Origin of the sequence: Singulisphaera chitinilytica (assembly GCF_049331405.1) — a bacterium.
Taxonomy (GTDB): domain Bacteria; phylum Planctomycetota; class Planctomycetia; order Isosphaerales; family Isosphaeraceae; genus PoT.
In genome coordinates this window covers 8,273,214-8,294,175 of record NZ_CP186274.1, presented here as the reverse complement: position 1 = coordinate 8,294,175, position 20,962 = coordinate 8,273,214, and the positions used below count along the sequence as shown (strand labels likewise).

The 20,962-nt window shown below is 64.2% G+C and carries 13 protein-coding genes; 7 read left to right on the top strand and 6 right to left on the bottom strand.

Features of this window, described 5'->3' with window-relative positions:
- Positions 1 to 119: 119 nt before the first annotated feature.
- The gene (locus ACOYYX_RS32380; RefSeq protein WP_422926796.1) at positions 120 to 1,478 is read right to left on the bottom strand and encodes a Gfo/Idh/MocA family oxidoreductase; all 1,359 of its coding nucleotides are present in this window, start codon (positions 1,476 to 1,478) and stop codon (positions 120 to 122) included.
- Positions 1,479 to 2,120: 642 nt separating this feature from the next.
- Between ACOYYX_RS32380 and ACOYYX_RS32375 the strand changes: the two genes are divergently transcribed.
- Complete coding sequence (locus tag ACOYYX_RS32375; protein WP_422926795.1) at positions 2,121 to 2,765, top strand: phosphoesterase; 645 nt, start codon at positions 2,121 to 2,123, stop codon at positions 2,763 to 2,765.
- Here ACOYYX_RS32375 and ACOYYX_RS32370 read toward each other — a convergent pair.
- Positions 2,707 to 3,957, bottom strand: coding sequence for an alpha/beta fold hydrolase (locus ACOYYX_RS32370; protein WP_422926794.1), 1,251 nt, complete (start codon positions 3,955 to 3,957; stop codon positions 2,707 to 2,709). The two genes, ACOYYX_RS32375 and ACOYYX_RS32370, sit on opposite strands and share 59 nt — an antisense overlap.
- 330 nt (positions 3,958 to 4,287) lie before the next feature.
- Complete coding sequence (locus tag ACOYYX_RS32365; RefSeq protein WP_422926793.1) at positions 4,288 to 5,478, bottom strand: glycosyltransferase; 1,191 nt, start codon at positions 5,476 to 5,478, stop codon at positions 4,288 to 4,290.
- A gap of 129 nt (positions 5,479 to 5,607) precedes the next feature.
- Between ACOYYX_RS32365 and queA the strand changes: the two genes are divergently transcribed.
- Positions 5,608 to 6,636: a tRNA preQ1(34) S-adenosylmethionine ribosyltransferase-isomerase QueA gene (queA, locus tag ACOYYX_RS32360; protein WP_422926792.1), complete on the top strand. Its 1,029-nt coding sequence runs from the start codon at positions 5,608 to 5,610 to the stop codon at positions 6,634 to 6,636.
- A 42-nt stretch (positions 6,637 to 6,678) separates the two neighbouring features.
- On the opposite strand, the gene ACOYYX_RS32355 is transcribed toward queA, so the two are convergent.
- Positions 6,679 to 9,075 (bottom strand): serine/threonine-protein kinase, encoded by a 2,397-nt coding sequence (locus ACOYYX_RS32355; protein ID WP_422926791.1) that lies wholly within the window; start codon positions 9,073 to 9,075, stop codon positions 6,679 to 6,681.
- Between the two features lie 318 nt (positions 9,076 to 9,393).
- Here ACOYYX_RS32355 and ACOYYX_RS32350 point away from each other — a divergent pair, with 318 nt between their 5' ends.
- The 3 genes from ACOYYX_RS32350 (at position 9,394) to ACOYYX_RS32340 (ending at position 13,681) form a co-directional block, all read left to right on the top strand.
- Positions 9,394 to 10,149, top strand: coding sequence for a hypothetical protein (locus ACOYYX_RS32350; RefSeq protein ID WP_422926790.1), 756 nt, complete (start codon positions 9,394 to 9,396; stop codon positions 10,147 to 10,149).
- Positions 10,150 to 10,499: 350 nt separating this feature from the next.
- Positions 10,500 to 11,429 carry a 16S rRNA (cytosine(1402)-N(4))-methyltransferase RsmH gene (rsmH, locus tag ACOYYX_RS32345; protein WP_422926789.1) on the top strand — a complete coding sequence of 310 codons (930 nt, stop codon included), beginning with the start codon at positions 10,500 to 10,502 and terminating at the stop codon, positions 11,427 to 11,429.
- Positions 11,426 to 13,681 (top strand): LysM peptidoglycan-binding domain-containing protein, encoded by a 2,256-nt coding sequence (locus ACOYYX_RS32340; RefSeq protein WP_422926788.1) that lies wholly within the window; start codon positions 11,426 to 11,428, stop codon positions 13,679 to 13,681. The genes rsmH and ACOYYX_RS32340 overlap by 4 nt, the downstream gene beginning before the upstream one ends.
- A 205-nt stretch (positions 13,682 to 13,886) precedes the next feature.
- Here the strand turns inward: ACOYYX_RS32340 and ACOYYX_RS32335 are convergent, their stop codons facing one another.
- Positions 13,887 to 15,404 (bottom strand): Mur ligase family protein, encoded by a 1,518-nt coding sequence (locus ACOYYX_RS32335; RefSeq protein ID WP_422926787.1) that lies wholly within the window; start codon positions 15,402 to 15,404, stop codon positions 13,887 to 13,889.
- Positions 15,405 to 15,674: 270 nt separating this feature from the next.
- Positions 15,675 to 18,137, bottom strand: a complete 2,463-nt coding sequence (locus ACOYYX_RS32330; RefSeq protein WP_422926786.1) for a DUF1549 domain-containing protein — start codon at positions 18,135 to 18,137, stop codon at positions 15,675 to 15,677.
- A gap of 693 nt (positions 18,138 to 18,830) precedes the next feature.
- Between ACOYYX_RS32330 and ACOYYX_RS32325 the strand changes: the two genes are divergently transcribed.
- The gene (locus ACOYYX_RS32325; RefSeq protein WP_422926785.1) at positions 18,831 to 19,256 is read left to right on the top strand and encodes a hypothetical protein; all 426 of its coding nucleotides are present in this window, start codon (positions 18,831 to 18,833) and stop codon (positions 19,254 to 19,256) included.
- A gap of 134 nt (positions 19,257 to 19,390) precedes the next feature.
- Positions 19,391 to 20,923, top strand: a complete 1,533-nt coding sequence (locus ACOYYX_RS32320; protein WP_422926784.1) for a helix-turn-helix domain-containing protein — start codon at positions 19,391 to 19,393, stop codon at positions 20,921 to 20,923.
- Positions 20,924 to 20,962 lie beyond the last annotated feature (39 nt).

Genomic DNA, 20,962 nt, shown 5'->3' with positions numbered 1-20,962 from the left:
TGGCGGATACTCAAATAGACATGAACGTTGAACTTTATGATATGTTCGTTGATCAAATAAATAAGCCCGCTCAAACCGATGGGATTGAGCGGGCTGTGGGGATGTCGATCGGTGGCGGCTTAGAGTTCCCAACCCTTGCGATAGTCGGGCCGGATGAACTCATCGACCTCGGGGCAGTTCGTGGCCTTCATGTTGGCTCCGTCCCAGTCCAGCTTCTTGCCGGCTCGGATGGCCAGGTTGCCCAGCAGGACCATGCCGGTCAGGGCCGAGGCGTAGTCGAAGTTCGAGCAGGCCTGCGTGCCGTGTTTCGCCGCGACGATCCAGTCCTTCATGTGGCCCGGGGATCGCTTGAGGCTCGGGGCAGGGGGCGAGACGCCTTCGAAGTCCTTCTCGGGGAGGAGCTTGAACTTCGACCCGTAGGGGTCGTCGAGATAGATCGTCCCCTTCTCACCGACGAGAAGGGAGCCGTTGGACTCGAAGTCGACCTGGGTCTTGCCCTTGGACTTCGCTTCCTTGGAGAGTGAGAGCCCGTCCAGCAACTCGATCGGGGGTTTCTTGCCGCCGTCGTACCAGGTGAACTTGACCGGGGGCATCTCGCCGCGGGCGGGGAACTCGTAGGTCACGATGCTCCACTTGGGGGCACTCTCGGGCTTGGCCCCTTCCGACTTGGCGTCGATGCTGATCGGGTCGCGAAGGTCGAGGGCCCAGAAGGCGGTGTCGGCGACGTGGCAGGCCATGTCTCCCAGAGCGCCGGTGCCGAAGTCCCACCAGCCGCGCCAGGAGAAGGGGTGATAGGCGGGGTTGTAGGCACGCTGGGGTGCCGGCCCGAGCCAGAGGTCCCAGTGGATGTTCTTGGGGACGTCGGGGTTGTCCTTGGGCCGATCCAGGCCTTGCGGCCAGATGGGGCGATCGGTCCAGGCGTGGACCTCGCGGACCTTGCCGATCACGCCCGCGCGAATCATCTCAACGACCTGGCGAGCCCCCTCGTTGGAATGCCCCTGGTTGCCCATCTGGGTGGCGAGCTTGGGATTCTTGGCGGCGAGCTCTGAGAGGACATGAGCCTCGTAGACGGAATGGGTCAAGGGCTTCTGCGTATAAACATGCTTGCCCAGCCGAAGCGCCGCCGCCGTGATGACGGCGTGGGTGTGATCGGGGGTGCAGCAGATGACCGCGTCGATCCCCTTTTCCTTCTCGAGCATCACGCGAAAATCATTGTATGTTTTCGCCTTTGGATGCGTCTTCGAGGCGCCGGCGAGGTAGTTGTCGTCGATGTCGCAGAGGGCGACGACGTTCTCGAGCATGACCTCGGGGTCTTCGACGTGGTCGCGACCCTTGCCGCCTACACCGACGATCGCGATGTTCAGCTTCTCGTTCGGCGAATCCGCCAGCGACGGCATATGGCCACCGGCCACCCAGAGACCGAGGCCTCCCGCCGTCGTCGTGGCGAGGAATTCGCGACGATTTGTCCGTCGTCCCATGATCAGTAGTTCCTTCGGGTAGGGGGGGGTGAACGAAGACGCGGGGGTATGGGAAGGGCCGTTGGGAAGGACGCGAGTCCTCGAGGACGGGGCGTCGCGTTCCGGATCGGCGTGGATTCCAGCCCAGAGAAGCCGGATTGGGCCAACCGCTTCGGATCGAAGCGTCGACTTCGGCAGGCTCGGAGTCGGGAGAGAGCGGAAACCTGACCCGAAGCCTCGATTGCGCAGTTGAACGCATCCGCGAGCACCGAGCCTTCCTTAACGTCGCGTCCGATGATGGCGTAGGCTGCGTCTCGAATCAAGTACGTCGTCGCAGACTCGGCCAGCTATCTCGTCACGAGTTCCTTGCAAGGAGGCGACGAACGCCATTCGCGGGAGACGGGTCTTCGACGTTCCCGATGCCCTGGTTCAATTCGTTGGGCGGTGGGAGTGATCGTGGAACCGGGCCAGGCGTCAGGACCGTAAGAGTGAGATCCGCAAGCCGGGTTGGCGGGCCCTCGAAGCGCCCGCACAATGAAAGAGTCCGGAGCGCGGACGCCGAGGTTGCATCGCTCGACCGGCATCATGGGGTCGCCGCAGCAATTCGACCAGGACAAGGGAACCTCGAGCGGCGCGTCTCCTCTTCGTACTCGAGGGCGACACGTGAGCGACCGAAATTCCGAGCGAGTGTTGGTGGTGCCGGCGGCGGAGCTCGATCGACTCGGCCGGTTCCAGGGGTTCTCGGACGACGCCCAGCGTTACATGCAGACGCTGCTCGTTCCCGAGTTTGCCGATTTCAAGCCGCGATCCGAGGTCGAGGAAGACCCGACCCTGAAGCAGATCATCCCCTACGTCATCTTCCGCTCGGGGGACTCGGTCTTCTGCTACACTCGAGGCAAGTCGCAGGGCGAGGCCCGTCTCCATCGCAAGCGGTCGTTCGGCGTCGGCGGCCACGTCGCCGAAGAAGACGCCGACGGCAGGGCCACGCTCGACGCCTACGAGATGGCTTTGCGACGCGAGATCGATGAAGAGGTGGCCGTTGAAAGCGATGGGTCGATTCGGATCGTCGGGCTGATCAACGATGACTCGACCCCCGTCGGCCAGGTCCATATGGGGGTCGTTCACCTGTATTCGCTGGAGGAGCCGCGAGTTAGCTCACGCGAGGAAGGGCTTGCCGAGGCGGGATTCATCCCGCTGTCGGAGATCGAGGCAAACCTGGGCGACTTCGAAACATGGTCTCAGATCTGCTTCAAGGCGCTGCTGCAGGGCGAGGGATCGTCTTCAACTCAATCTGAGGACTTGGCATAGGGCTGGTTGCAAACTGAGGAGTGGGTGAGGCCTCTGCGACGCCAGCCTGATGGCTCGCCGAGGCCGGTTGCCTCTGATTCAGCCAGTCGATGACGTTGGGGAAGATTTCTTTCGGGGCGTAACGGCTCCAGACGAGGTCGCAGTGCCCGTAGTCGGCCACGTAACCGTCGCGTTTGCCGTAGCGCTGGAGGCTCTTGTCGGCCGAGCCGATCGCCGCCAGCGTCAACTCTGTCGAGGGGAGGTCGGACATGCAGTCCGACTCCCCGGCCACCATCAGGGTGGGGGTGGAGACCGTATTCAGGAGGGCGGCGTAGTCCTTGGATCGGTCGGCCGAGAGGAAGTGGCCGAACTCGAGGTAGGGGTCCAACTGCTTCAGGGCCGAGCGGCCGGTGTCTTCGATGGTATAGCCGTAGAAGCGCTGGATGGTCCGCTTGTCGACGTTCTCGGAGGTGTAATAGAACTGGTCGATGCGGTCGAGCCCGGGGAACCTCGCGAACATGAGCGGGCGTGAAATCCGACCTGTGCTGACGAAGGCGGCCAGGACTCGAAGGCCACGATTGGCCCGGAGCATGTCGCGCTGAGGGGCCTCGGCCAGGGTGATCGTGCTACCCATGCCCACGAAGTTGGCGATCCGATCCCGTTCCGGACTCAGCTCCAGGAAGGGGAAGACGATCATGCCGCCGAGGCTGTGGCCGATCCAGTTGACCTTCGACTGTCCCGTTGCCGCCTGGACGTAGTTGAGGACGGCGGGGATGTCCAGGAAGGCCATCTCGTCGCAATTCCAGCTCGCTTCGCCCCACTCCCGGAGGAAGGTCTGGCGGATCTTCGAGTTGATCCGACCAATCCGGCCCGCACGCGAGCTCTCGCCCGAGCCTCTGAGATCGACGAGGAAGACTTCATATCCCTGGGCCGCGAGCTGCTCGGGCAGGTGGTTGTCGGTGATCGTCCAGAAGGTCGCGTTCAGACCCAGTCCGTGGCAGAGGACCACCGGAAGCTTGTTCGGGTCGGGGACGGCTGGCCGGATCTGCCGCATGCCAAGTCGCCAGCCATCCGAAGTGTACGCATATCCTTCGGCGTTCGGTCTGAGGTCGGCGGTCGCGGCATTGCGACGCATGCTTGCACAACCTGGCACGAACGCCAGGAAGAGCATGCACAACCCCATGAGCTGGCGTAGTGGCCGGCCTTGGCGCATGAAACGAGGGATCCTTCCCGGAGATCAGCCGATCATCCTTGACCGGCCATGCAAGCTACTCATGGCCCTAAGACACTATCTGGATTCGAGATGGATCAACCCCATTCGAGTATCCTCGGTGTTGGACTTGCCGGAGTCTAACCGAGTCAGTCGTTTTGGGGAATGCGAGGGTGGTGAGCGTCCAGGGCTGTCTAAATCATTCGGTCGAACTCACTTGGCTCATCACCACCCATAAGTCATCAAGGTCGAGCTTTTTCCGCCCAAGCCTCTCCGTCTGCTACGACCGTCCCGGTTTTCCCGATTTAGCAGAATCTTGAGTGCGATCCGTACTTAGCGATGCGAATTGAGACGATTCGGCTCGAACTCTCGACCGAGTACCCTCGCCCAGAGCGATTCGTAGGCCTCGACCATCCCCTCGATCGTGAAATGGGCCTCGACCCGACTTCGACCGGATTCGCCCAATCGCATGGTTTGCTCGGGGTTCCTTGCCGCTTCGAGAAGGGCTCCGGCCAGATCCCTGGCGGAGCGTGTCGGCACGAGCCATCCGGTCTTGCCAGGCACGACCAGATCCTCGCTCCCTTCCACGGCGGTCGCCACGACGGCTCGACTCGCGGCCATGGCCTCGAGGACCACATTGGGCATCCCTTCCCAGAGGGACGGGAGGACGAGGACATCCGCCGTCTTGAGCAAGGAGGGCACATCCTCGCGACGTCCGAGCCAATGGACCCGGCCCGAGAGCAAGGGGCTCGACTGGGTCCGCTCCTGGAGCGAGGCCCTCTCAGGACCATCGCCGACGATTGCGAGGTGCCAGTCTGGCAAAGCCTGGGCGACCATCTCGGCCGCGTCGAGCAAGATGTCGGGAGCCTTTTGCGCTTCGAGCCTTCCCACATAGAGGGCGAGTTGCCCGCCTTCCAAGATGCCCAGGTCGGCGCGAGGGACGGGCTGAGCCGAGTCGTAAGGCCTCGGATCGATGCCATTGGGGACGACGGCGAGTCGGCCAGGGTCGATACGCCCGATGTCGCGGCTGAACCGCATCACGCCTTCGGAGACGCAGACCGAGCCGCGTGAGAGTGGCATCGTCAGGCTATCGAGGGTGAGGTGCCAGGATTTCTCCCGCTCGGCGACACGGAGTCCTCCAACGACGCCCGGACGCCCGGCACCGAGTGCGGCGAGGCGGGAGGCCACGTTGGCGTGGAACATGAAGGACTGGATGAGCCACGGCTTTCGCCGCCTGAGTGCTGCGGCGAGCTTCATGATCGCGCGGATCGGCCTCCGCGGATTCACATCCAGGCATTCGGTGTCGATCTCCGCCTCGCGAAGCGGCTCCGCGAGTTTTCCCTCGCCCGCCAGCGCGATCACCGAGGGGTTCCATCTTCGGCGGTCGAGCCTCAGGGCGATCGTCGTCAGGACGCGCTCTGCTCCTCCCACGTCGAGGTCGGTGATCACCAGCGAGATCGGGATGGGGGCGTCGGGCCAGGGTAGTTGGGACGTCCTGGCGAGTCGTTGCTCGAGAGGTTGCACGATGAGGTTACAATCGGTGAGGATCGAATTGCGTCGGAACCTTCCTGAACGCGTCATTCACGACCGTCGGGCCGACGGAAGTCATATGCCAGACATTGTCGCCGCGAGAGCCGGTTCGGAGGAAGTGGATTGCAGACCTCGGCGTTTGATTTCGTGCTGCCGGATGAGCTGATCGCACAGCATCCGGCCGAGCCTCGCGACCGGGCCCGCTTGATGGTGATCCGGCGCCAGGAAGGGACCTGGGAGCATCGGACCTTCCGCGACCTCCCCGAACTGCTCAACCCGGGTGACGTCCTCGTGAGGAACAACACCCAGGTGGTCCCCGCGCGGATCATTGGGCATCGCGAGTCGACCGGCGGGAAGTGGGAAGGGCTCTTTCTCCGTGTATTAGAGGACGGAGCCTGGGAAATCCTGGCGACGACCCGGGGACGCCCGATCGAAGGCGAAACCGTCATCGTCGGGCAGGGGCTTCGCCTCATCCTCGAGTCGAAGGGGACCGAGGGGCGCTGGAAGGTCCGTCCCGAGTCGGGAGAATCGGCCACGTCGCTCTTAGAGCTGCACGGTCAGGTCCCGCTCCCGCCTTACATCCGCAAAGGGAAGGAAGAGCCGGGGGATCGTGTCCGGTATCAGACGCTATACGCGGCTGTCCCGGGCGCGGTGGCGGCTCCGACGGCCGGGCTCCACTTCACCCAGGCCGTTTTCGAGGGGCTCAAGGCGCGAGATATCGCCCTGGTGGACACAACCCTCCACGTCGGCATCGGGACCTTCCGTCCGATCGAGGTCGACCAGATCGAGGACCACGTCCTTCATGCCGAATGGGCCGAGCTAACACCGGAGGCCGTCGAGACCATCAAGGCGAGGCGTGACGCCGGAGGCCGCATCGTCGCGGTCGGGACGACCTCGGCTCGGACCCTGGAGACGGCGGCCGCCTCGGGAACGCTAAAGCCGTTCGCCGGAGAGACTCGCCTCTATTTACGCCCCGGCCATCGCTTCCAGGGCATGAATATCCTGCTCACCAATTTCCACTTACCGAGGAGTAGTCTTCTCGTGCTGGTGAGCGCGCTCGGCGGCGTCGACCTCATCAGGGAGGCCTATGCCGAGGCCGTTCGCCAGCGGTACCGGTTCTATAGCTACGGCGATGCAATGCTCATCCTGTGAGGCAGGCATCGCCCCAGTCGGGCCGAGTCAGACCGCAACAGGTCAGACCGGGTTCCGTGGTCGGAACCGCTTCGAGAGGGCCCGGTCGAGCTGATCAGGGGCCTCGAGCCCGATGTTGAAGAGGGCGTGGTTCAAGGCAGCGGGGTCGGAGAAGTTGGACTGAAGATTCGTCGCCGAATCCCAGAGGATATAGTTCTCGACCCCCTTGAAGTCGAGGTAGGCGATCGCGAGGCTGTGATCCTCGTACACCCAGACCGCCACGATCGGCTTGTTGGGGGAGCCGCCGAAGCGGATCGAGGGGGTGAGCATCTCGATCTGCTTGTTGGCCATGCCCTGGATCGCGATCTGGCCTGCCGAACGGCCTCGGATCGAGGGGATCACCGCCAGGCGATAGGGCCCGACCGAGACGAGCCGGTGCCCGACCTTGGAGCCCGGTGAACGCAGGGAGACGACGGCCTCCTGCCAGAGCTCGCGGAGGTCGCCGAGCATGAACCGGAGCGGGTCGGGGGAGGTGAGGAAGACCAGGTCCTTGTTCCCCCCATCGATGTCGCTGGTCAGCTCGCGAAGCGTCTCCTCGCCCTGGGTGAGCCGGATGGAGACGTGCTCGGCGGAAGTGCTCTTCGAGTCGTTCCCCAGCTCATCGTCGATGAGGGGCTCGTCGAAGAAGGCGTTGAGCGACAGGTCGATCTCCTGCACGACCTGCGACGGCACCGCCGCGCGGATGGCCCGATCCATGCGGACCCCGGCGTCGGGGACGTGGAGGATCCGCTCGCAGACGTTGTCCCAGACGGCCTCGGTCGTGGTGCGAAGCCGTCGCTGCCAACGCGCCCGCTCGATGAGCGGATAGACGACCTCGGGCCAGATCTCGAAGCTCGCCGGGTCGCGTGCCGCGTTGCGCGTCGCGTAGATGAGGACGGCGTTGCGGAACTTGGGATCCTGGCGCCAAACCTCGGCCACGCGGTTCCAGCGGGCGACGAGCTGATCGTCGACCTCGGTCCTTTCGGGAGCCAGCTTGCGGAGGTCGTCGTAATTCGCGGGGATCAGGCCCGGGTTGAGCATACCCTTGGCGTCGATCATGTTCTTCTGGGCATACGACGTCAGCTCAAGGACCTGATTCCGGTACTGCCTCAGCTTCTTGCGCTTGGCGGCCGTATCCCGGAAGGCGAGATACTTGGCGACGACGACCGGACTCATCGAAGGTCGAACATCAATGCGAGCTTCCAGGAGTCGGGCCGCGTGGGCGATCGACTCCTCGGAGCCGTCATTGGCCATGACGTAGGCCATGGCTAGCACGAGCCGGGCGCGATCGGCGTTCTTCGGGTCGAGCGGGCGTCGGAGGAGGATCCCCAGGCGACGGGAGCCACCGAGCAAGTACGCCAGGTAGTGGCCGCAGAGGAATCGCTCTTCGGGGCCGAGGATGACCGGGTCGGACTGGACGCTCGCCAGCATCTGCTTGGCGAGGGCCACGTCGGTGAGCGCCTTCGACGAGATGGCCGGGACCGAGTCGGGGATCGCGACCGTCGCGGCCACCGGCGAAGGGCTGACCTTCGGGACGCTCGAGGCCGTGATCTGCTGCGTCGGCGCGAGGGCCGAGCCGTTGGACTGGGCCGAGGGATTCAACTGGAACCCCTGCGACTCGTTGAGCTCGCGGCGGATCTCCTCCCGAATCGCGTCGGCGACGGCCTTGCCCGAGGTCGGTCGATTCTTGGGATCCTTGGAGATCATCTGCAGGATGAGCCCCTGGAGGCTCTCGGAGATCTCTCGGTTCCTGGACCGGGGCGGATCGGGCTGGGCGCTGACGTGCTGGGAGATCACCGCCATGGAGTTGCCGGAGAATGGGACGCTCCCCGATGCGCTCTCGTAGAGCATGATGCCCAGCGAATAGATATCCGTGAGGTGCCCGAGACGTTTCCCTTGCGCCTGCTCGGGGCTCATATAATGAGGCGTGCCCCGGATCGTCTTCGTGTCATCCACGAATTCTTCCGTGGTCGAGAGTCCGAAGTCCGAGAGCTTGGCCTGGTTGGCCGTGGTCAGCAGGACATTGCCGGGCTTGACGTCGCGGTGGATGACACCTTGATGATGGGCGTAGTCGAGCGCCTCGGCGACCTGGGCGATGATCTTGAGCCGCTCGATCAGGCTCACCTCGCGCCAGCGCTTCAGGTAGCTCGTCCCGACGACCTCTTCCATCACGAGGAAGGAGGTGCCGTCGTACTCGCCGAAGTCATAGAGTCGGACGACGTTGTCATGCAGCAGGCGGGCGAGGATCTGGGCTTCAAGGCGGATCTGCTTGGCGAGTTCTGGCGTACCGCCGTCCTTGAGGACCTTGATGGCGACCGCGCGCTGAAGGACCTGATCCGTCGCACGGAAGACGGCACCCATCCCCCCTCGGCCCAATTCCTTCTCCAGGGAAAAACGATGGTTGAGGGTCGTGCCAATCACCGCCGGGGTCCCCCGAGACGTTTCCAGTGTGAGCCCTGCTGACATATCTTTCCTATCGTATGGTAGGTTGAATTCACGTTGAACACAACGGGAAGTCAAGATCGCAACAAAGTTTTGATGGGCCGCGGAAAACCTGACGAAGACGAGGGAGCCATAAATTTTTGCGCACTGATTTCACCGTTTTAATCGGTGCGTGTGCCCTGGTCATTTCGGGGTGGACTCGAGGCCCTGACTGGCGGCGTCGACCGGCCGGGACTATGCTCGACGACAGAGGTCGTCCCCATCAAGAATCGCGACTTACGAGCCCGGAGTATCCCGATGCCCATCGAAACCCGGCGAGAGTTCACGCGCGACGCGTTGCGGTCCCTCACGGCCCTGGCCCTCATCGAAGGGCTGGCGGCACACCGACTCTTCGGCGCCGACACCCGCCCGATCGTCGACGCCTGGTTCAAGGAGCTCGAATCGATCTCCCGAGACGTCCACGATCACAAGGTCAAGGATCTCGAATTCCAGAAGTCGCTCGAGGAGTTGTACTCGCGTGTCGACCTGCCCGCGCTCTTGCGGACCCTCGACTTCGATCGCATCGCCGCCGGGGTCAACTTCCCGGCCAAGGGCGCGCGTAGCCTGCCCGTCGACTTCAAGAACGTTTCGGGGCTTCCCACCGAACTCGTCTTCGGACGTCAGATCTTCGCCATGTCGCGGGGTCGATCGGTGATTCCGCACGGGCATGACAACATGGCGACCGGCTTTCTCGTGCTCAGCGGCAACCTGCGGGGACGCAACTACGACCGCATCGAGGACAATGACGACCACTACATCATCCAGCCAAGCATAGATCGCACTTTCCGGCCTGGCGAATATTCAACGATTTCTGATCACAGAGACAACGTCCACTGGTTCACCGCCCAAAGCGAAACGGCTTTTATCTTCAACATCCACGTCATGGACACGAACCCTGAGAATTCCCGCAAGCCCGGACGAGTCTACGTCGACCCGATCGGTGAGAAGATCTCGGGCGGGCGCATCAAGGCCCCGAAGATCACCTACGGTCGGGCGAATCAGCTCTACGGATGAGCGTATCGATCAGAGTAGTCAGCGGCTCAATCGCGTGCCGGCATCCTCCACGCGGCACGCGACGATCGGGGCCTTGCCTCGCTTCGATGAGTTGCGAGGCAGTCCCGCCTCGTTTTTGGGTTGAAGCGAATGCTTCCCCGATGCCGATGATTCACGATGGATGGGGATTCCGTCTCCGGCTCGCCTACGTGTCGACCGGTCGGATTCCCCCAATCGGTCCCGTCGCCCAGGCTCAGGCGGGGTTGACAGGATAGCCGACTCCGGTAGATTCACGGCGCATTTCGCGTCGTCCCGGCCCTTGGCGATGAGCCCAACACCTCGAAGAACCGGCCGTGTCCATCGAATCCAGTATGCCAGCTCCTGTTCACCGCTCCGTTCTCCTGGAGGAGGTGCTCACTTGGCTGGCACCTCGCGAGGGGAGCGTCATCGTCGACGGGACGGCCGGAGCAGGGGGGCACACGAAGGCCCTGGCGGAGCGAGTCGGGACGAGCGGCAAGGTCATCGGATTTGATCGCGACCCAGAGATGCTCGCCCTGGCCGAGGGCGTGACGCAAGAGTTGCCCGTCACGCTCGTGCATTCCCCCTATAGCGACGCCGGGGAAGTCTTGGAACGGCTGGGCCTCGAATCCGTCGATGCGATTTTGCTCGACCTCGGCCTCTCTTCGGATCAGCTTCACTGGCGGCACCGCGGGTTCAGTTTCGGGAACGATGGGCCGCTCGACATGCGGTTCGACACGACCCGGGGAGACACCGCCGCCGACCTCGTCAACCGACTCCGCGAGGAAGACCTCGCCGACATCTTCTACCAATACGGCGAAGAACGTCACAGCCGGCGAGTGGCACGCAGGATCGTCGAGGCTCGCAAGCTCGAGCCGATCACCACGACGGGGAGGCTCGCCGAACTCGTCAGGCGCAGCATCCCCGGGAAGTGGGGGCCGATCGACCCGGCGACTCGAGTCTTCCAGGCCCTTCGGATCAAGGTCAATGAGGAACTCGACCACCTGGATGAGACCCTGGCCAGCATCCCCGATTGGCTGAAACCCGGGGGGCGGGCCGCGATCATCAGCTTCCATTCGCTCGAAGACCGGAGGGTCAAGGTCGCGTTTCGCGATGACGACCGACTGAACGTCCTGACCCGGAAGCCCGTGACCGCCACGGCGGAAGAAGTGGCCGAGAACCCCAGGGCGCGAAGCGCGAAATTGAGGGTTGCCGAACGATGCCCGACCCAGACTGGCCCGCCGGAGTCGAAATCCCGAGCGAAGTGGACTACGGACCCATGAGCGCGATCCAACACCCACATCACGGCGACGACGAACCCCTGGTCCATGAAGGATCCGTGGTCATCGAGACCTCGCATCAACTCGGATACGAACCCGAGCAAGAAGATGGTCACGAGCACGAGCACAACCCCGACCTTGCCCGGGCTCCTCGCAAGCGCTTTCGCATCCCCTTAGCTCAACTGAACCCTGGCGCCGTCGTGAAGTTGAAGAGGGAGACGCGGTTCGGCCTGGCGGTCGTGATCTCGTTCGGCATCCTGATGGGAGTTCTGATCTTCAAGAAGGGGACGAAGACCCCACCGACCAATCAGATCAAGTCCGTCAGCAACGACGCTAAGAAGCCGAATAAGCCCACGAACGAAGAAAAACCCGGTACCTCACCGCCGCCCGCAACGAGCCAGACGACCGCCGCCCCAACGCCAACTGCGGAACCGGCCCAGGCGGCTGCTCCGACTCCCGCTCCTGAAGTGGCTTCCAAGCCCGAGTCGGAGGAGGATCCGCTGCAATTGCCTACAGCTAGCCACGACGAAAGTCATGTCAAGCTGGCCTCGAATGAGGAGCCTCAATCGCCCGTACCGCCGGCCGAGACAGCCAAGCCGACCGATCCGATGGTGACGGCCCATGCGGGGACCGCTACGCCGTCCTCGTCCGATGCGACCCCCAAAGAAAGTCTGGACGCTAACCACGCCGCTCTACCGATTCCGCCGCCCGATCCTGCGGCCAAGGGGACGCCCGTCGCGGCCGAGGCTCCAGCTTCTCCTCCGGTCGACCCGCATCTCGCAGCAAGTACGCCGGGCACTCCCATCGAAACTCCTTCGAAGGATCCGGCCCCTCCGGCTGAAGGGGCCGCGGGTGCGGTCGCTCCTGCAGCCGCGGCGGGAGCCGGTGCGTTGGAGGTCACGGGTGCGGGTCAAACGCCCCCCGCGGTCGAGCCGTCGGCCGCTTTGCCTTCGGCTGGCGCTCCCGCTACGGAGCCGCCGGTGACGCCCGCGCAGGCGGGAGCGGGATCGAATGTTGCCAACTCGCCAATGCCCTTGCCGGGTCCGGCTGAGGCGGCACCCGCACCGGCCGTGGCGCCCGAGGCTCCTGCGGCTGTTACTACCGCACCTGCCTCCGAGGCGACTCAATCGCCTGCAACGCCTTCAGTCGCTCCGGGGCTCGAGCCTGCGGCTGCGCCCGCTCCAGGGACGGCTCCGAACGGCCTTATACCTGGGGCTCATCCGGCCGAAGGGAACTTGCCTCCTGCGAACATGCCCGAGACCGTGCCCATGCCGGGTTCGAGCGGGCTGACCGGCGCCGCGGAGCCACTCCCCGCTGCGCCTGCCGTTGGGGCCGGAGCCTTGGCACTGCCCGCGGCCGGGATCGCGGCTGGTGCAGGAGCCGCCGGGGCCGAGATGCTCTCCAATGCTGGTCATCAGCAGGACGGCAAGGTCAACGATATCCCGAATCTGGATCAGCCGCCGGTCGCTTCCGGGACGGAAGCACCCGCTCCGACGGAGGCACCTGCCGCCGGGATGCCGAGCGATCTCGTGCCGATCCCGAACGCCGGACAGAGGCCGTTTTCTGGCGAAACCATCGTCTCTTCCGAGCCCGAGATGGAGTCGACCTCGTCGACGACGCCCATCCTCGACGCGATCCCCGTCTCGACGCCCCCAGCCGATCCCGATCGGATCCAGCCCGAGGAGCACGTCGTCAGGAGCGGCGAGAACTTCTGGACGATCTCGCGTGAATATTACAGGTCGGGCCGCTATTACAAGGCACTCTGGAAGGCCAATCAGAAGCTTGTCGCGGCGCCCGAAGACCTCGCCGTCGGGATGACGATCATCGTGCCGCCCCCCGAAGAACTGGACAAGCACCTGATCCTCCCGCCGCAATCGGCCAAGCGGACCGAGGCGATCGATCCCCCTTCGGCCGTCCGGAAGACCTCGGCCCAGAATGTGGGCTCGAGCCCGAAAGGGCGCACCTTGAAGAATGCACCCGAGGTCGAATTGGCCCTTCCCGACATGGACGGCGACTCTCGCCGTCGCTCAAACACCTACACACCGCCGAGCGACGACTACGAGGGCGAGGAACCCGAACGCGGCAACTACCGTCGTTACCGGATTCGGAGAGGCGATAGCCTACGTAAGATTGCTCGAGAGAAACTTGGGACGGCCCGTCGTGCGAATGAGATCTTCGAGCTGAACCGCGATATTCTGGACAGCCCCAACGATAATTTGATCCCGGGTCAGGATATCTCGCTTCCGGACAACTGAGACGGCCACGAATCGCCTTCCAAGCGATGGGTATCTGACAGGGCCTTCGTCGAGACTGGGATTGTTGGCTCGATTGATCAATCCCTCGCGATCCAATGACCAAGGCTTGAAGCATAAAAGGAGAGGCCCGAGTCTTCATAAGACTCGGGCCTCTCCTTCGATGTGTTCGTGACAGGCGGCTTCGATCCAACGACTCGCGGGCGGATCAAGCCGACGTGCGTCGGAAGCGGAGACGATCGTTGCGGAGCCAGTTCGAGGCAATCTGCTTGTCGTCGAACTGGATCACGTGATCGGCGAGGATCTGATAGGTCCTGGCCCCCTTGCCGGCGATGAGGACGACATCGCCGGGGCTCGTGCTGGCGAGGGTGCTCTCGATGGCGAACTGACGGTTCGACTCGACCCGGACGCGGCCAGGTCGGCGGAAGCCGGCGAGCAGGTCGTCGAGGATCTGGTTCGGGTCTTCCGTCCTCGGGTTGTCGTCGGTGAGGATGACCCGGTCGGCACCGTGTTCGGCGGCGTAGGCGAGGGCCAATCGCTCGGAGCGGTCGCGGAGCCCCTCGGCCCCGAGGATGCAGTGAACCTGCCCGGTCCCCAGCCTCCGAACGGCTTCGAGCGCCTGCTGGAGGTCGGTGCCGGTCCTCGCCTGGTCGATCCAGACCGAGAAATCCTGCCCTTCGATCAGGCTCTCGAGGCGTCCCGGGATGCCGGAGACCGACTCGAGTCCTGCGACCACGGCGTCGACGTTGACCCCTTGCGACCAGGCGACGGCCGCCGCGGCGAGGGCCTGCGAGACGTACGTTTTCCCGGGTAGCCTGAGGTGGATGGAAGCCTCACGGTCGAACCCGCGGAGCAGGAATCGCACGCCTGTGGTGTCGAGTCGCTCGATCTCGGCGGTGACGTCGGCATCGCGCTCGAGCCCGAACGAGATGCGTCGGGTGTCGAGGTTGACCGCACCCAGGGGCTCGATCAAGGGGTCGTCGGCGCTGACGATCGAGATGCCTCCCGGCACGACCTTGCGGAAGAGGCGCGCCTTCGACTGGCGGCGCATCCGGATGATCTCGGAGTCGAGGCCGCCGACGGAGCCCGAGTCGGTGGCGAGGGCCACGTCGAATCGGATCCCCTCGACATGACGATCACGGAGAGCCTCGGGGGGGACCTCGACGACGCCGCCGCGGCAGCCGTGCTCGACCATGTCCGACAGCATCGTGGCTAGGGACTCGGCGCCGGGGAAGGTGCTGCTCACCGAGCGGGTGGACACGCCGTCGGACCAGCCCAGTGAGCCGACGAGACCGAAGCGGACGCCGGTCGCCTCGAAGATGGCCCGGAGGAAGAGGCTCGTCACCGTCCGTCCCCAGGTTCCCGTGACGCCGACCGTCAGGAGCTGGTCGGAGGGGTCGCCGGCCAGCGCGTGGCAGAGGCGGGCGAGGGCCTCACGCGAGTCGGGGACGATGACCTGGAGCCGTCCCGCCTCGGGGCAAGGACGCTCGACCACAACGCCGGCCGCGCCGCGTTCGAGGGCCTGCGTGACGAACTCGTGTCCGTCGCGTTCCGAGCCTCGGACGGCGACGAAGACCTGGCCCGGGTCGAGACGACGGCTATCCGCCGTGCAGCCCGAGACTTCCCAGTCCTGGCAGCCCAGGAACTTCGCCTCGGGCAAGAGCCGCCGAAGGCTGACCGATGGGATCCCTTGTTGGGGCAAACGGTCGACAAACCAGCGTGCCATCGGTATTCGCCTCCTTGCCATCCAACGAACCCGGCCCATCATGGGCCACGGTGCCTCACATCCCTGTCCTCGAGGCGGCGGCATTCTTGGCCAATCCAGGAAAAAAGGCAATGCCAGAGTGGCCTTCATGCCGATGTCTTACGATTCGCCCGCAACAATGGCCGAATCGGCATCGGGCACTCTTACAACCATGTCCATGCGACGAAAAACGGCCGAGGGAACGTAGCCCCTCGGCCGTCGATTGGGAGTCGATTTTGAACCCGCCAGACATCAATGGCGGAAGAGGAATTCCTTGGAGTTGATCAGCACCCAACCCAGGTCCTCGACCGCCTGACGCCGGTCCTTCGCCGCCGAGAGGTGCTTGACCGCGGCCGCGGTCTCCGTCGCGTTCGGCTCGCGGGCGAGGGCGACGATGTAGAGCTCCTTGGCGATGGCCTCGGGGGGCAAGTTGCTCTTGGCGAGTTGGGCCATGCGCCCGGCGTCGTCGCGGAGCTTGCCGTTGACCGTCGCACCGCCGATGAGCTGCAAGGCCTGGGAGAGGTTCGAGTCGCTCTCACGCTCGCACTCGCAGGCCAGCTCGCGGGCGGGGCGGCCGAAGGTCTTGAGGAACGGGTTCTCCATCTTGCCGTCGGGGATCTGAGTGGCGCGGAAGCCCTTGGGCAGGTTGTCGAACGGGGTCGTCGTCGCCGTCACGCTCGAGATGGCGTCGAGGAGCACCTCGGCCGGGAGAAGCTTGGTGATGGCATGCGAGAAGTAGAGCGTGTCGTCGTTATTGAGCTCGTTCGACTTCGCGCTGAGCTGATAGGTGCGGCTCGTCAGGATCGTGCGGATCAGGCCCTTGAGGTTGAAGCCGCTCTTCACGAACGAGGCCGTCAGGCCGTCGATCAACTCGTCGTTCGAGGCCGGGTTCGAGTCGCGGAAGTCGTCAACGGGCTCGACGATGCCTCGGCCGACCATGTGATACCAGATCCGGTTGACGAGACTCTTGGCGAAGAAGGGGTTCTCGGGGCTGGTCAACCAGGCCGCGAGCAGGACGCGACGGTCGGGGACCTTCGGATCTTCGAGGACCGGACCGCCCAGGGCCTTCGGCTTCATGACCTGGCCCGTCCTCGGCTGGCGGACGTCGCCGTCGCCGGCCGTGAAGATGACCTCGTCGTTCGGCAGCGAACCCTTCTTCTGCCGGACCCGGGAGAAGAACGCGGCGAAGCCGTAATAGTCGTCCTGGGTCCAACGCTCGAACGGGTGGTTATGGCACTTGGCACACTGAATCCGGACGCCGAGGAAGAGTTGGGCGGTCGTCTCGACCGAGTTCTCGGGGTCTCGGCTGATTCGGTAGTAGTTAGCGGGCGGGTTCTTGTATGCCGAACCGGCCGAGGTCAGAAGTTCTCGGACGAACTGATCCATCGGCGTGTCGCGCTCGAGCTGGGCCTTAATCCAGCGATTGAAGACGTATGTCCCCTTGGCCTGGATCAGGCGGCCGTTCGAGCGGAGGATGTCGGCGAATTTGAGGGTCCAGAAGTCATAGAACTCGGGGCGGGCGAGGAGCCGGTCGATCAGCCTGGACCGGCGATCCGGCGACGGATCGTTCAGGAAGGCTTGGACTTCCTCCGGCTTCGGCAGGACGCCGATCGTGTCGAGCGTGGCCCGGCGGATGAACTCGGAGTCGGTGCAGAGCTCGGAGGGGCTGATCCGCATCCGGTTCAGCTTCGCGAAGACGGCCTGGTCGATCACGCTGTCCTGGGGCACGTCGACGGGCTTGAACCCGGGGACTTCCACCAGGTGTGTCAGGCGGACGTTGGCGACCAGGTCGAGATAGTGGGCGATGACGGCGACCTCGCCCCGGGTCTTGAAGACGACGTGACCGTCGGCGTCGACGTCGGCGATCTCGGGGTTCGAGGAGTTGTAGTAGCAGATGGGGGTGACGTCGCGGACGGTGCCGTCCGCCATGTGGACGAGCACAACGACCTGCTGCGATTTCGCCGGGGCGTGCAGGACCCGGGCGCCCGGGGCGATCTCGAGCTTCACCGCCGCGGTGGCGTTCGGATCGTCGTGGGCACCTTCCTTAATCCAGTCGTGGATGTATTCGTAGGTCTTCGTGTTGCGAGCGAGCCGGAGACCGCCCTCGTGGGGCAGTTCGCCCAGCGGCTTGCGGAGGATCAGGCTGCTCGCGGCATCGAGACCGGAGATTCGGCGTCCGCTGGCCTCGCGGGTCAGGGTCACGAAGTCCTGGTCGGGCAGGTAACCGCGAAGGCTCAGCTTCAGGCCGCCCTTGCCGGTCGGGGTGCCGTGGCAGGCCCCCATGTTGCAATTGGCCTGGCTGAAGGCGGGGATCACGTCGCGGCGGAAGCTCACCGGAGCGGGGAACTCCATCTTCTCGACGACGACGGTCGTCTGGGCCTCGACGCTACCACCCCTGGCGACGATCGTCGCGACGCCGTTGGCCTTGGGGACGACGCGTCCCTTGGGGGTGACGGTGGCGATCTCGGGGTTCAGGCTGACCCATTCCAGGTCGCGAGTCAGGTCGCGTTCGGTGCCGTTGGCCTCGCGTGAGGAGGCGATGAGCTGGCGGGTGGCACGCTTCCCCTGAATCGTCGGCTTCTGCGGCTCGATCGTGACCGAGACCGGGTTGCCGATCTTCGAGGCGGGCTCTTCAGCCTTCGCGGCCTGGATGACCGGAGCCATCAAAGCCAAGAGGCTCAGAAGCCGACACACCGAGGTTCGTCGAGCGTTCATCGGGCGCTCCTGATTCGGACATCAACATCGACGGCGGGCAGGTCGTATCCCTTCGAGGCGATGGTAAAGCGACCCACTCGAAGGAAGGTAGGAATGTGGAGGTAGGAACTCTGGCAGTGTTCCAATGCCACAATCGAAGACACTACTCGAACTGTGGGGAAAGTTTCAAGCAAAGTCAAACAATTTCCGGCGTGACCGATCACTCGCAGCCCTCACAATTTCCACTCCAATTTCCTTCGAACGCCCCAATTTTTCCTTCGAACGCCCCAATTTCGATGCCGGCTGGAAGTCGTTTGCGTCAAAGTAACCGTGATCATCAACGGCGATGCCGCTTCCACGAATACGTTACGAATGGCGTCAGCGATCGAACGAGTTCCAAACTTTGCGGGTTGAAGGGTTCGGAGGGGCTCGGCACTGCCCTTGCACGAAGGTCGGGTCTCGATAAAATTCAGGAGTCCCCTTCGCATTTCCTTTCTCATGAACGACATCGATGTCGGCCCTCTGCTCGACTTGAGTTTTATTGCACCAACTCGGTTCGTCGGTGTGGTAAACTAGAGGCGTTTGGTAGCCTCGCGAGATTGCGTTCCCTGGGGCCTGTCTGACGACGGGCAGGGGCTGTCGGCCTAGATGCAGTCGTCTCCTCAGAGGACGGGGAAGACGTGATCGCCTCGGTTTTCAAGGAGGAGTGAAGGTATGCACTCGCAAGGTTTGTACGGTTCGGTGCGTTACGGTTTGCCTGGATTGCTCCTGGGCCTGGCCCTGATGGGTGTCTTCGGCGCGGTTCGGGGACCGGTGGCGCGTGCTCAAGCTGATCTGACCCGCGGGCAAGCTGGTGACCGGTCTCGACCGATCCCGACTCCTGTCGGCGAGTCTTCCAATACCCTGGCCATCGTTTCCGCCGCAGGAGGTGGGCCGTCGCAGTTGCTCTACCTGATCGACACGAAGACTAAGGCCTTCTCCGTCTATCGGGTCGATCCGATGCAAGGCGACCGCACCGTCAAACTCATCGGCGCCCGACAGTATCAATGGGACATGAAACTTTCCCAGTTTAACAACCAAGAACCCGAGGTTGCCGCGGTCGAGTCCATGGTGAAGTCGGCGAGCCATCCCAATCGTTGAGTCTCGGGGGAGCGGACGATGCGGTCGTCCTCGCCCGTGACGCGGAGTTAACCCGGCCTTCATCGAATCTCGAACGCGCCAACCTAGATGAAACGATCCGTGAGGGTCGTCTCCCGACTGTGAGGAGCACGTCCATGGCTCAATTCTATACTCTTGAGGAAGCCGCACGCGTCCTGGGAATGAGTCCCGACGAGCTGAAGGCTAAGGCCCAACAGCGAGAGGTTCGCGCGTTTTTGGATGGTGGATCGTGGCGTTTCCGCGTCGGCGACGTCGATGAACTGGCCCGTCGCCGCGGGCTCGGCAGCGATGCCGAGCTCCGACTGTCGGACCTGGACATGCCGGTCGCCAGCGGCGACGCGGCGGACCCCGAATTGTCCGAGTTCCAGATGGGGGTGGCCGAGCCCGACCTCGGCGCCCCGACGATGGAAGTCGCGAATCCGGAGGGGAGCTCCGAGCATGACATCCTGCTCGACGACCTCTCTTTGCCCCCGAACCCGATGACCAACTCGAGCTCGGTCATCATCGGCATGTCGACCTCCGGCAAACTGCCGAGCGACTCGGACGTCCGCCTCGTCCCCGAGAATCCCCGCGGTTCCCGGCCGAGCGATTCCGATGTCCGCCTGGCGACCCCCGGCGACTATAAGGCGCCGAGCGACTCGGATGTGACGCTGGTCGCCGATGACACGTCGGATCACCACGCGTTGCTGACCCCGGCCGACACCAACGTCCGTCAGTCCCCCGTGATCGGCTCCTCGGCCGAGATCAAGGCGGCCCACGACGAGGAGGACAGCGACTTCGAGTTGACCCCTTCGAGCGTGATCGATGCCCTTCAGCCGGATTCGGGCAGCGATTTCGAGCTGAACGCAATCGAGGAGGGGAGCGACGAGTTCGAGTCGACCCCGCTCGCCAAGCCCGGCGACTCGGACGTGACCGCCGCCGACCCCGGCTTCTCGGGCATCAACCTGTCCCGCCCGAGCGACTCGGGCATCAACCTCCAGATGGCCTCCGGCCTCGGCTTGGGTGCGGGTGCGAGCTCGATCGAGCTGGCCCCGCTCAGCGGCGACGACATCAAGGCCGTCGCCCCGGTCCCCAAGGCCAAGCCGAACCCCAAGCTGTCGGAGACGCCCACCCCCTCGACCCGCAAGGCCGAGAAGGACATCTTCGACGACACCGACTTCGAGGTCGACGCCCTCTCTTCCGATGGCGACTCCTCGGACGACAAGACCATGCAGCTTGAAGCCGCCAGCGACTTCGAGCTCGAAGAGGCCGACACCGGCTCGGAAGTCTTCGCCATCGATGAAGAGGACGTCGACCAGAACGCCGCTACGGCGCTCGGCCCGGCGATCCTCGAAGAGGACGAAGACGAGGAGGACGACGACGACGGCTTCGCCGCCGCCACCTCCAGCGAGATGGCCAGCGCCTGGGACGTCGAGAGCGAGACGCCCTCGACGGTCGGTCGCGCCGCCGCTGCCTCGCCGGCCCTCGCCGCCGCTGGGGCGTCGGCCGAGTGGGGCGGTCTCTGGATCGGCCTGCTTTCCGTGGCGACCGTCCTCATGATGTTCGCGGCCTTCGTCTCCATCGATCTGGTCCGCAATCTCTACGAATACCAGAGCGGCTCGCCTGCCTCGGGTATTGTCAAGAGCCTGTCCGGCATGCTCTTCGGTTGAGCTTCGACGTTGCCCGGGACGTCCGTTGCGACGGCCCGG

Coding starts and splice junctions, on each gene's coding strand:
- ACOYYX_RS32380 (WP_422926796.1), bottom strand. CDS start 1,478: ATGGGACGACGGACAAATCGTCGCGAATTCCTCGCCACGACGACGGCG.
- ACOYYX_RS32370 (WP_422926794.1), bottom strand. CDS start 3,957: ATGCGCCAAGGCCGGCCACTACGCCAGCTCATGGGGTTGTGCATGCTC.
- ACOYYX_RS32350 (WP_422926790.1), top strand. CDS start 9,394: ATGCCCATCGAAACCCGGCGAGAGTTCACGCGCGACGCGTTGCGGTCC.
- rsmH (WP_422926789.1), top strand. CDS start 10,500: ATGCCAGCTCCTGTTCACCGCTCCGTTCTCCTGGAGGAGGTGCTCACT.
- ACOYYX_RS32340 (WP_422926788.1), top strand. CDS start 11,426: ATGAGCGCGATCCAACACCCACATCACGGCGACGACGAACCCCTGGTC.
- ACOYYX_RS32335 (WP_422926787.1), bottom strand. CDS start 15,404: ATGGCACGCTGGTTTGTCGACCGTTTGCCCCAACAAGGGATCCCATCG.
- ACOYYX_RS32330 (WP_422926786.1), bottom strand. CDS start 18,137: ATGAACGCTCGACGAACCTCGGTGTGTCGGCTTCTGAGCCTCTTGGCT.
- ACOYYX_RS32325 (WP_422926785.1), top strand. CDS start 18,831: ATGCACTCGCAAGGTTTGTACGGTTCGGTGCGTTACGGTTTGCCTGGA.
- ACOYYX_RS32320 (WP_422926784.1), top strand. CDS start 19,391: ATGGCTCAATTCTATACTCTTGAGGAAGCCGCACGCGTCCTGGGAATG.